At 29.9% G+C, this 12274-nt stretch carries 12 protein-coding genes; 9 read left to right on the top strand and 3 right to left on the bottom strand.

Annotated elements, in window-relative coordinates:
- Positions 1–15 precede the first annotated feature (15 nt).
- Positions 16–465 carry an Lrp/AsnC family transcriptional regulator gene (locus R3342_RS12190; protein ID WP_318940596.1) on the bottom strand — a complete coding sequence of 150 codons (450 nt, stop codon included), beginning with the start codon at positions 463–465 and terminating at the stop codon, positions 16–18.
- Positions 466–583: 118 nt separating this feature from the next.
- Here R3342_RS12190 and R3342_RS12185 point away from each other — a divergent pair, with 118 nt between their 5' ends.
- The gene (locus tag R3342_RS12185; RefSeq protein ID WP_318940594.1) at positions 584–979 is read left to right on the top strand and encodes a hypothetical protein; all 396 of its coding nucleotides are present in this window, start codon (positions 584–586) and stop codon (positions 977–979) included.
- Positions 980–984: 5 nt separating this feature from the next.
- Here the strand turns inward: R3342_RS12185 and R3342_RS12180 are convergent, their stop codons facing one another.
- Complete coding sequence (locus R3342_RS12180) at positions 985–4416, bottom strand: methylmalonyl-CoA mutase family protein (RefSeq protein WP_318940592.1); 3432 nt, start codon at positions 4414–4416, stop codon at positions 985–987.
- A gap of 319 nt (positions 4417–4735) precedes the next feature.
- Between R3342_RS12180 and R3342_RS12175 the strand changes: the two genes are divergently transcribed.
- The 4 genes from R3342_RS12175 to R3342_RS12160 all read left to right on the top strand — a co-directional run bounded on the left by R3342_RS12175 (position 4736) and on the right by R3342_RS12160 (position 8261).
- Entirely contained in the window at positions 4736–6736 is a 2001-nt protein-coding gene (locus R3342_RS12175; RefSeq protein ID WP_318940589.1) for a urocanate hydratase, read from the top strand.
- A gap of 19 nt (positions 6737–6755) precedes the next feature.
- Positions 6756–7283, top strand: coding sequence for a DUF4136 domain-containing protein (locus R3342_RS12170; protein WP_318940587.1), 528 nt, complete (start codon positions 6756–6758; stop codon positions 7281–7283).
- A 68-nt stretch (positions 7284–7351) separates the two neighbouring features.
- Positions 7352–7525: a DUF5522 domain-containing protein gene (locus R3342_RS12165; protein WP_413468714.1), complete on the top strand. Its 174-nt coding sequence runs from the start codon at positions 7352–7354 to the stop codon at positions 7523–7525.
- A 37-nt stretch (positions 7526–7562) separates the two neighbouring features.
- Positions 7563–8261: a DUF4197 domain-containing protein gene (locus tag R3342_RS12160; protein ID WP_318940585.1), complete on the top strand. Its 699-nt coding sequence runs from the start codon at positions 7563–7565 to the stop codon at positions 8259–8261.
- Here R3342_RS12160 and pyrF read toward each other — a convergent pair whose 3' ends face one another.
- Entirely contained in the window at positions 8262–9077 is an 816-nt protein-coding gene (gene pyrF, locus R3342_RS12155; protein WP_318940583.1) for an orotidine-5'-phosphate decarboxylase, read from the bottom strand.
- Positions 9078–9152: 75 nt separating this feature from the next.
- Between pyrF and R3342_RS12150 the strand changes: the two genes are divergently transcribed.
- From R3342_RS12150 to R3342_RS12135, 4 genes are all read left to right on the top strand, one after another.
- Positions 9153–10229: an ABC transporter permease gene (locus R3342_RS12150; protein WP_318940581.1), complete on the top strand. Its 1077-nt coding sequence runs from the start codon at positions 9153–9155 to the stop codon at positions 10227–10229.
- Between the two features lie 93 nt (positions 10230–10322).
- The gene (gene tpiA / locus R3342_RS12145; RefSeq protein ID WP_318940580.1) at positions 10323–11081 is read left to right on the top strand and encodes a triose-phosphate isomerase; all 759 of its coding nucleotides are present in this window, start codon (positions 10323–10325) and stop codon (positions 11079–11081) included.
- On the top strand, positions 11081–11914 hold the full coding sequence (gene prmA, locus R3342_RS12140) for a 50S ribosomal protein L11 methyltransferase (RefSeq protein WP_318940578.1): 834 nt from the start codon (positions 11081–11083) through the stop codon (positions 11912–11914). The genes tpiA and prmA overlap by 1 nt, the downstream gene beginning before the upstream one ends.
- Positions 11915–11930: 16 nt before the next feature.
- Positions 11931–12206, top strand: a complete 276-nt coding sequence (locus R3342_RS12135) for an ATP-dependent Clp protease adaptor ClpS (RefSeq protein ID WP_318940576.1) — start codon at positions 11931–11933, stop codon at positions 12204–12206.
- Positions 12207–12274 lie beyond the last annotated feature (68 nt).

Genomic DNA, 12274 nt, shown 5'->3' with positions numbered 1-12274 from the left:
TAGAAAAATGAACAACTATAAATGTACACCTTTAATTATAGGGTTATTCTCCACAATGTTTGATAATACAATATGAGTAGTAGTTTCACCATAATTAATTAAGCTGTCAATTAATTGTTGCAAATGCTTTTGATTTTTTAAAACAACTTCCATAAAAATATTTTCGTTTCCAGTAATTCTGTAGCAATTTATAACTTCATTAAATTCTTTAACTTTTTCCATAAAAGGCTTTAAACGTCCCATAAATACCCTAAGAGTTATAATAGCTTTTAATTGATGTTCCGTTTCAAAATAGGATACTTTTGCGTGATAACCTTCAATAATTCCTAAATCTTCTAATTTATGAATTCTTTCTGCTACTGCAGGAGATGATATTCCAATTTTTCGAGCAATTTGAGTGTTTGTTTGACGAGCATTTTGCTGTAAACAATGTAGAATATTCCAATTTATATCGTCTAATTTCATAATTAAAGTTTTGTTTTATAAAAGTATAGATAATAAAGTAATTTAACAATATTAGTTTAATATTTAAATTAAAAGATGATTAATACTAACTAATTTTATAAAGAATTTAAATAAAAGAATGAAAACGTATTCACAAGATTTAGGGAAATTGGTTCTTTATCAAAAATCATTAGCAATTTTTGAGTTAGCACGTCGTGTTGCTTCTTACATTACAGATGATAAAGACATGATTTTTATGTATAGATCTGGTTCAAAAACAGATAACTATGCAGATAATTTAGTGATGAATGCGTATAGGTTAGTGCCAAAAATTGCAGAAGTTGAAACACAAAATAGTAAGAGCTCAAAACTAAAATTGGCTAAATCACTTCGATATTTTATTGATAGAATTTACCAAGATTGTGTAACCTTAGAAAATACTAAAATTCAAGGAAAAGATTTTGTTCAATTACTTAGAGACGAATTAAAACATCTTCGAAAAATTCATAAAAATTATGTAAAGTCGTTACTTTAACGACTTTACATATTTCTTCTATATTGTCCTCCCACTTTAAATAATGCTTCTGTAATTTGACCAATAGAACAAACTTTACAAGCTTCCATTAATTGCTCGAAAATATTTTCGTTATTGATTGCCTTGTTTTTTAACAATTCAAGTTGCTCAGCTACTAAACTTTCATTTCCAGTATTTAAATTTTTAACTACGGAAATTTGATATTGTTTTTCAGTTTCGGTTGCTCTAATTACTTCTTGAGGTAGAATAGTTGGTGAGCCTTTACTACTTAAAAATGTATTTACTCCAATAATAGGGAATTCACCAGTATGTTTTAACGTTTCGTAATACAAACTTTCTTCTTGTATTTTACTTCGTTGATACATGGTTTCCATAGCGCCTAAAACTCCACCTCGTTCTGTAATTCTATCAAATTCAATATAAATAGCTTCTTCTACTAAATCGGTTAGTTCCTCAATAATAAAAGCGCCTTGAATAGGATTTTCATTCTTAGCTAACCCCAATTCTTTATTAATAATTAATTGAATTGCCATAGCTCGTCTAACACTTTCTTCGGTTGGTGTAGTTATGGCTTCATCATAAGCATTAGTGTGTAAACTATTACAATTATCATAAATTGCATAAAGTGCTTGTAGCGTTGTACGAATATCATTAAAATCGATTTCTTGCGCATGTAAACTTCTGCCTGAAGTTTGAATATGATATTTCAACATTTGAGCTCTTGGATTGGCTCCATATTTATTTTTCATAGCTTTTGCCCAAATTTTTCTGGCAACTCTTCCGATCACAGCATATTCAGGATCAATTCCATTAGAAAAGAAAAAAGATAAGTTAGGTCCAAATTTATTAATATCCATTCCTCTTGATAAATAATACTCTACATAAGTAAAACCATTTGCTAGAGTAAATGCCAATTGTGAAATTGGATTTGCACCAGCTTCTGCAATATGATAACCAGAAATAGAAACTGAATAAAAATTTCTAACCTTATTTGTTATAAAATATTCTTGTACATCTCCCATTAATCGTAATGCAAATTCTGTAGAAAATATACAGGTATTTTGTGCTTGATCTTCTTTTAAAATATCAGCCTGAACCGTTCCTCTAACTTTAGCAATGGTTTCGTACTTAATTTTTTGATAGATATCGTTTGGTAATACTTCATCTCCTGTAACACCTAATAAAAGTAATCCTAAACCATTATTTCCTTCAGGAAGTTTTCCTTGATATTTAGGTCTTTCTACATTTTTCTTTTTATAAATCGCTTTAATTTTAGCTTCAGTTTCTTCTTCTAAATGATGTTTAATAATGTATTTTTCACACTCTTGATCAATAGCTGCATTCATAAAAAAGCCAAGCATCATAGGTGCAGGACCATTAATAGTCATAGAAACTGAAGTCATTGGATTTGTTAATTCAAACCCTGAGTATAATTTTTTAGCATCATCTAAACAACAAATTGAAACACCTGCATTACCAATTTTTCCGTAAATATCTGGTCTTAAATCAGGGTCGTTTCCGTAAAGAGTAACTGAATCAAAAGCTGTAGATAATCGTTTGGCTGGCATTCCTAAACTTACGTAATGAAATCGTCTATTTGTTCGTTCTGGTCCGCCTTCACCAGCAAACATTCTAGTTGGATCTTCACCAGTTCGTTTAAAAGGATAAATTCCTGCTGTATACGGAAATTCACCTGGTACATTTTCTTCTAAAGTCCACCATAAAATATCTCCCCAAGCTTCATATTTTGGTAAGGAAATTTTTGGAATTTGTAAGTGAGATAATGATTCTGAATGTGTTTGTATATTTATTTCTTTTCCTCTAACTTTAAAGGAATATATATCATTTTTATACGTTTGTTTTTTTGTTTCCCAATTTAAAATTTGCTGCCAGTTATATGGGTTTAAATCCATTTTTATTTTGGCAAATTCTTTAAATAATAAAGCCAAAAACTCTTTATTTTCGTCATTTTGAACTTGTTTTAGAATTTCTTCATCTAAACCAAACTCGGAGAGGCTTAATTTAACATTTGTGATAGCTTCAATAGTTTTATAAATTCCATATAGTTTTTGAGCAATTTCTTTTTGTTGGATGGCTGTTTTACTATAATTTCTATTGTTTTCCGTTATTTCAGATAAATAACGAGTTCTATTGGATGGAATTATAAATTGTTTTTCGCTAATTTTAGGTATTGTATGAATAATGTTTTCAAAATTTGCAGTAGTTTTCTCGTTTAACTTTTTTATTAAAACCTGATATAATTCGTTGGTCCCAGGATCATTAAATTGAGAGGCAATTGTACCATAAACGGGCATGTTTTCCACATTTTCTTCCCATAAGTTATGATTGCGTTGGTATTGTTTTTTTACATCTCTTAAAGCATCTAGGGCACCACGTTTGTCGAATTTATTTAAAGCAATAATATCAGCAAAATCAATCATGTCAATTTTTTCCAATTGTGTAGCAGCTCCATATTCAGGAGTCATTACGTATAATGAAATATCAGAATGATCTAATATTTCCGTATCGCTTTGTCCAATACCAGAAGTTTCCAATAAAATTAAATCGTATCCTGCAACTTTTAGAATATCAATAGCATCACTAACGTGTTTTGATAAAGCAACATTAGATTCTCTAGTAGCAAGTGAACGCATAAAAACACGATTGTTGTTTATAGCATTCATTCTAATTCTATCTCCTAATAGAGCTCCTCCTGTTTTACGTTTTGAAGGGTCTACTGAAATGATACCTAAAGTTTTTTCAGGGAAATCAACTAAAAATCTACGAACAATTTCATCAACTGTGGATGATTTACCTGACCCTCCAGTTCCAGTAATTCCTAATACAGGAGTGGTAATATTTGCTGATTTTGTTCTTATTTCACTAATAAAATCTTTATGTTTTGATGTGAAATTTTCAGCAGCGGATATTGCTTGAGCAATTTCAATGTAATTTTTTTTGGCTAAAACTTCTGATTTAAAATTAATAGAACTGCCGGTTGGGAAATCAGATTTTTCAACCATGTCATTTATCATTCCTTGCAATCCCATTTTTCTACCATCATCAGGAGAATAAATTCTAGTAATTCCGTACTCCATTAATTCTTTGATTTCTTCAGGAAGAATAACACCACCGCCGCCACCAAATATTTTTATTTGTGTAGCTCCTTTTTCTTGCAATAAATCAAACATATATTTAAAATACTCATTATGCCCTCCTTGGTATGAGGTCATAGCAATTGCATTTGCGTCTTCTTGAATAGCACAATTAACTACTTCTTCAACACTTCTATCATGTCCTAAATGAATAACTTCAACGCCTGTAGCTTGAATAATTCTACGCATTATATTTATAGCTGCATCATGGCCGTCAAAAAGTGATGCGGCAGTTACAATTCGTATTTTATTCTTTGGTTTATAGGCTGCTATTTTTTCCATGAGTTTTGCTAAATTTCTAGGTTTGCAATTTAACCAAAAATAATAAGTGTTTTGCTATTTAGATATGGATAATTTTTAGAGTTGAAGCAGAATTTTTATTGAAAATAATTAAACACGGTTAATTCTTCGAAAAATATTTATTGAAATGTAATTTTTCTTGAATATTTTAAAATAATTATTTTCGATTAATTTGAAAACTTGATGGATTTATTAAAGTTTGTTAGTATAAATAAGCGGTTAAATTCTAGTATATTTGTAACTTAAATACGATTTATAAATTTGTAATAATTCGGATTGTTTTGTAATTAAATTTTTTGGAATGACATTTAAAGAAGAAATAAAACAAGGTATTCCTGCGGAATTACCAGAAATTAAAAAATATCAAGAAGAAATAAATCATGCGCCTAAAAGGAAAGAAATTCTAAGTAATGAAGAAAAGCAATTAGCAATTGCAAATGCATTGCGTTATTTTGATAAAAAGCATCATAATATTTTAGCAAAAGAATTTGCCGAAGAGTTGAAAACTTACGGTAGAATTTATATGTATCGATTTCGCCCAACGTATAAAATGTATGCTCGCCCTATTGAAGAATACCCAGGAAAATGTGAACAGTCAAAGGCAATTATGCATATGATTCAAAACAATTTAAATGAATTGGTTGCACAACATCCACATGAATTAATAACTTATGGAGGTAACGGAGCTGTTTTTCAAAATTGGGCGCAATATTTATTAACTATGCAATATTTAAGTGAAATGACTGAACAGCAAACATTGGTTATGTATTCTGGACATCCAATGGGTTTATTTCCTTCACATAGAAATGCTCCAAGAGTAGTAGTTACTAATGGAATGATGATTCCTAATTACAGCAAACAAGATGATTGGGAAAAATACAATGCTTTGGGAGTTACTCAATATGGGCAAATGACAGCAGGAAGTTATATGTATATTGGACCACAAGGAATTGTACATGGAACAACAATTACCGTTTTAAATGCAGGACGAAAAATTGCAAAAAATGGAGAAGATTTAGCAGGAAAATTATTTGTAACATCAGGCTTAGGTGGTATGAGTGGAGCACAACCGAAGGCAGGAAATATTGCAGGTTGTATTACGGTTTGTGCAGAGGTAAATCCTAAAGCAGTTTATACTAGAAATTCTCAGCATTGGGTTGATGAGGTTTTTACAGATTTAGATGAATTAGTTGAAAGAGTAAAAAAAGCAAAACAAAATAAAGAAATAGTTTCTATAGCTTACCAAGGAAATATAGTGGAAGTTTGGGAAAAATTTGATGAAGAAAATATTTATATAGATTTAGGTTCTGATCAAACTTCGTTACATAATCCTTGGGCTGGAGGTTATTATCCAGTTGGAATTTCTTTTGAAGAAGCCAATGAAATTATGGCAAATAATCCAGAATTATTTAAAGATAAAGTTCAGGAAAGTTTAAGAAGACAAGTAAAAGCAATTAATAAACACACAGCGAAAGGAACTTACTTTTTTGATTATGGCAATGCTTTTTTATTAGAGTCGAGTAGAGCTGGAGCAGATATTTTTGCAGAAAATGGTAAAGATTTTAAATATCATTCTTATGTGCAAGATATTATGGGGCCGATGTGTTTTGATTATGGTTTTGGACCTTTTCGATGGGTTTGTGCAAGTGCAAATCCTTCTGATTTAGAAAAAACAGACGCTATTGCTTGTGATGTTTTGGAGGAAATTAAGAAAAATTCTCCAATAGAAATTCAACAGCAAATGGCGGATAATATTCAGTGGATTAAAGGTGCTCAAGAAAATAACTTAGTTGTAGGTTCACAGGCAAGAATTTTATATGCTGATGCGGAAGGAAGAATGAAAATTGCAAAAGCATTTAATGATGCTATAAAAAGTGGGAAAATTACAGCTCCGATTGTTTTAGGTAGAGATCATCATGATGTTTCTGGAACAGATTCCCCATTTCGTGAAACTTCAAATATTTATGATGGTTCGCAATTTACAGCAGACATGGCTATCCAAAATGTGATAGGAGATAGTTTTAGAGGAGCAACTTGGGTATCCATCCATAATGGAGGAGGAGTTGGCTGGGGAGAAGTTATAAATGGTGGTTTTGGTATGGTTCTTGATGGTAGTTTAGAAGCAGAAAAGCGTTTAAAAAGTATGCTTTTTTGGGATGTAAATAATGGAATTGCAAGACGAAACTGGGCAAGAAATGAAGGCTCAATATTCGCAATTAAAAGAGCAATGGATAATAATCCAGAATTGAAAGTTACCTTGCCAAATTTAGTAGACGATTCTATTTTGCGAAAGTTGTTTTAATATTTAAATATTCATTACCATGAAACTCATAAAAATAATTCCAGTGGCTGTTCTATTTTTAATGGCTTCTTGTAGCTCAGTGAGAGTTACAACTGATTATGATACCAACACTAATTTTGCGAAGTATAAAACCTTTGCTTTTTACAAAAAAGGCATTGATAAAGTTAAAATTTCCGATTTAGATAAGCGTAGAATTTTAAAAGCAATAGAACATGAGCTAGAAGCTAAAGGATTAACAAAATCAGATCACCCAGATTTATTAGTGAATATTTTTACAAAATCTCGTCAAAAAGTAAATGTATATAATAACTCTATGTATTTTGGTTGGCGTCCATGGTATTACGGACCAGATTTTGGAATGCAAGTTTCAAAATATACAGAAGGGACTTTATTTATTGACTTAATTGATGCTCAAAAAAAAGAGTTAGCTTGGCAAGGAATAGGAAGTGGAGCATTAAACACTTCGGGTAATGTAGCTAAAAAAGAAGAACGAATTAGAAATTTTGTAGCTGAGGTTATGGCTAAATATCCTCCAGCTGTTAATTAAAAAGATATAAATTGTGATAAGAAAAAAAGCATTCTAAATTTTTAGAATGCTTTTTTTCTTATTTTTGTATGATGCAATTTAGAAAATTAATTCCTTTAGAAGAAGGAGACTATTATTTAAGTAAAGAAGGCTATCGGGTTTTTACAGAAAAATATCTTTTAAAAAGAGGATATTGTTGTAAAAGTGGTTGCAGACATTGTCCGTATGGATACGATAAAAAAACAGATACTTTTAAAAAGTAAAAATTGCTATATCAGCTAAAATCAAAATTTTAATAGGATGAAAAGAATATTTTTAGTGCTTATAATTTTTCAATTATCAGCTTGTTCAGAGTTACAACAAGTAGTTAATCAACTACCAAATGGAGGTATTTCAAATGCGCAAATAGCAAATGGTTTAAAAGAGGCTTTGCAAAAAGGAATTTCTAAAAAAGTAAATTTGTTAGCGGTTAAAGATGGTTTTTTTAAAAACGAAATGGTAAAAATTTTACTACCTGATGAATTGAAAAAGGTCGATAATACATTACGTAAAATTGGTTTGTCAAAAATAGCAGACGAAGGATTAAAAGTGCTTAATAGAGCAGCTGAAGATGCAGTTGGAGAAGCAATTCCTATTTTTGTAGACGCTATTAAAGGTATGACTTTTACTGATGCTAAAGCCATTTTGTTTGGCGATAAAAATGCCGCAACTACCTATTTAAAAAATAAAACTAGCCTAGCTTTATATCAAAAATTTAATCCTATTATAAATGCTTCATTTAAAAAAGTTGGAGCAGATGTAATTTGGGCAAATTTAATTTCTAAATACAATAACCTTCCATTAACTAAGGATGTAAATCCAGATTTAACAGACTATGTAACAAACCAAGCTTTAAAAGGTGTGTTTACTATGGTAGAAGTTGAAGAGAAAGAAATTCGTACAAATGTTAATGAACGAACTACGGATATATTAAAACGTGTTTTTGCTTTACAGGATTAATTAGTAATTTAAAATTATTTCCATTTCTTGCTGTATCTTTAATGCTTCTTGTTGTGCTTTTAAGGCAAAATCTTTTTCTTTTCCAGCATAAATAATACTTCTGGATGAGTTTATTAATAAACCACATTCTTTAGTTAATCCAAACTTACAAACGCTTTGTAAATCGCCTCCTTGTGCACCAATTCCGGGAACTAACAAAAAATGATTCGGTACAATCTCTCTAATTTCTTTAAAATATTCAGGTCGAGTGGCACCAACAACAAACATTAAATTATCCGAATTTTTCCAAGTTAATGAAGTTTTTAAAACCGATTTATACAATTCGTTTTCAGGAGTTTTTAAGGTTTGAAAGTCCATTCCTCCTTTATTAGAAGTTAAAGCTAATAAAATGGTATTTTTATTTTCAAAATCTAGAAAAGGTTCCACAGAGTCTTTTCCCATATAAGGTGCAACGGTAATTGCATCAAAATTTAAATCTTCAAAAAAAGCTTTAGCGTATCTGCTAGATGTATTTCCAATATCTCCACGTTTTGCATCTGCAATTGTAAATATTTCGGGATATTTAGCATTAATATAATTAATCGTTTTTTCTAAAGCTAACCAACCTTTAATTCCGTAGGCTTCATAAAAAGCAGTATTAGGTTTGTACGCAACAGCTAATTGATGAGTAGCATCAATAATTTGTTTGTTGAATTCAAATATTGGATCTTCTTCAGATAATAAATAAGTAGGAATTTTTGCTAAATCAACATCTAAGCCAATGCATAAAAATGATTTTTTCTGTTGAATTTGGTCAATTAGTTCTTGTCGGTTCATAAGTTTGAATAAAGAATTACGCAAAAGTAATAATTTTAATACTTTAAGTTATATTTGTGAATCAAATTAAATTTTTTGGTAAACTATATTTTACATAAAATCGGTTATGCTTTTCTTACTTTGTACGGAGTAATTACAGTAATTTTCTTTTTATTTAACGTGTTGCCTGGAGATCCTTCTAGGATGATGTTAGACCAACAAGAAGATAGTGCACAATTACAAAACATTAGAAAAAAATACGGATTTGATCAGCCAATTTCAAAGCAGTATTTTTATTATTTAAACGATTTATCACCAATTTCAATTCATAGTAAAAATCCAAAAGATTTTACTTTTTTAAGTTCATCAAAATATAAGTATCAAAAAATAGTAGGTTTTAAAAATTACGTGCTTGTTTTAAAATATCCTTACTTACGAAAATCGTTTCAAAAAACGGATAAAAATGTTTCTGAAATAATATCAGAAACGTTGCCAAATACTGCAGTTTTAGCGGTTTCAGCTATTTTAATTGCCATTTTTTTAGGGGTTTTGTTTGGAATATTATCGGCCATTTATAAAGATACTTTTTTTGATAGAGTTATTTCTGTTTTAAGTACTTTAGGAATGAGTGTTCCTTCGTTTTTCTCCGCTATTTTGTTTGCTTGGTTTTTCGGTTTTGTTTTGCATAAATACACGCATTTAAATATGACTGGAAGTTTATATGAAGTTGGAGATTTTGGTGAAAAAATAGCGATTCAATGGAAAAACTTAGTTTTACCAGCTATTGTTTTAGGAATAAGACCTTTAGCGGTGGTTATTCAGTTAATGCGAAATTCCTTATTAGAAGTTTTAAATCAAGATTATATTAGAACTGCTAAAGCGAAAGGACTTACAACCTACAAAATTATTAAAACACATGCGTTAAAAAACGCTTTAAATCCAGTAGTAACAGCAGTTTCAGGATGGTTTGCATCAATGTTGGCCGGAGCTGTTTTTGTAGAGTATATTTTTAATTGGAATGGTTTAGGAAAGGAAATTGTAAATGCATTAAACACTTTAGATTTACCTGTAATTATGGGAAGTGTATTGGTTATTGCCTTTATGTTTATTCTAATTAATATTTTGGTAGATATAATTTATGGGATGCTTGATCCAAAAGTAAGATTAACATAATTAATTAAAACGAAAACGAATTCGTAGTATGCATATTTGAGCCTTTTTAAGGTAGATTTATTTACCTAATTTTGTAAACTAAAATAAAGTAAAATGAGAACTAAAATAGTAGCAGGAAACTGGAAAATGAATAACGATTTAAAAGAGTCTAAATCGTTAACCAAAAAAATTATAAAAAGCATTAAAAAAACTGCGTTAAAAAATACCAGAGTTATAATTGCGCCAACATTTGTTAATATAGAACGTGTAGCAAAAAAAGCAAAAGGAACTAAAGTTGAAGTTGCAGCTCAAAATATGCACTTTGAAAAAAGTGGTGCTTTTACAGGGGAAGTTTCTGCAGAAATGATAAAGGCCGTAGGTTCTAAAATTGTAATATTAGGACATTCTGAAAGAAGACAATATTTTGGTGAAACGGATGAAATGTTAGCTAAAAAAGTAAACACGGCTTTAGCTAATAAGATGGAAGTTATTTTTTGCTTTGGAGAAGTTTTAGATGAAAGAAAAGCAAATAATCATTTTAAAGTAGTAGAAAGTCAATTAAAAAATGCGCTTTTTCATTTAGAAGCTAAAGATTTTAAAAATATTATTTTAGCTTACGAACCTGTTTGGGCTATTGGAACGGGAGAAACAGCTTCGCCAGAACAAGCTCAAGAAATTCATGCTTTTATTCGTAAAATTTTAACGGATAAATATGACGAAGCTACAGCAGAAAGTATTTCTATTTTGTACGGAGGAAGTGTAAAACCTGCAAATGCTAAAGAAATTTTCTCTAAACAAGATGTAGATGGCGGTTTAATTGGTGGTGCAGCACTTAACAAAGATGATTTTAAAGCAATTATTGACGCAATATAATGGATAACGTTTATATAGCATATCATTTTAAAATTCAGCCAAAAGAACCTGCTTCAGAAATTTTGATTGCAGAATTGGGTAATGTGGGGTTTGAAAGTTTTGTGGAAACTGAAGAAGGATTAACAGCTTATATTCAACAAAAAGATTGGTATGAAACTATTTTAGAAGGAATATACGTATTGCAATCAGAAGAATTTGAAATTGAATACACAAAAGAAATAATTAAACAAGTAAATTGGAATAGTGAATGGGAAAAGAATTTTAATCCTATTCAGGTGGATAATTTAGTTAGTGTTAGAGCGCCGTTTCATGAAAATCCAAATTTAAAATACGATATAGTAATTGAACCTAAAATGAGTTTTGGTACTGGGCATCATGAAACTACACATATGATGATTCAACACTTATTAGATTTAGATTTAAATGATAAAAAAGTGTTAGATATGGGTTGCGGAACAGGAATTTTAGCAATTTTAGCTGAAATGAAAGGAGCTAAACCCATTGATGCTATTGATAATGATAATTGGTGTTTTGTAAATTCATTAGAAAATGTAGAACGAAATAATTGCAAAGAAATTTCTGTTTTTGAAGGTGATGCTTCTATGTTGAAAAATAAAAATTATGAGGTAATAATTGCTAACATAAACCGTAATATTTTATTAAATGACATGCAAACGTACACAGAGTGTTTGTCTGAAAAAGGAGTTTTATTATTAAGCGGATTTTATAAAGAAGATATACCAATAATAGATAAAGAAGTTGCAAAATATGGTTTAAAATTAGATAAAACTATAGAGCGAAATAATTGGGTAGCTTTGAAGTATCTAAAATAATTTATAAATTCGCTTTATGAGTACAAAGAAAAAAATACAAGAAGAAGTAGAAGTGCTTGAAGAAGTTACCAAACAACATGAAATTGTATTGTTTAATGATGATGTAAACACTTTTGATTTTGTTATTGACTCATTAATTGAAGTTTGTGAGCATACATTAGAACAAGCTGAGCAATGCACTTTATTGGTACATTACAAAGGTAAATGTACTGTAAAAACGGGCGAATATAGCGATTTAAAACCTCGTTGTTCTTCATTACTTACCAAAGGATTATCTGCAGAGATTATATAAAAAAAGTCAGTATTTATTAATAAATACTGACTTTTAAAAAGTTACTTAACCAAAAGAACATCATCAAT

This window comes from Lutibacter sp., from assembly GCF_033723435.1.
Taxonomy (GTDB): Bacteria; Bacteroidota; Bacteroidia; order Flavobacteriales; family Flavobacteriaceae; genus Lutibacter.
This window is presented reverse-complemented; position numbering and strand designations above follow the sequence as displayed.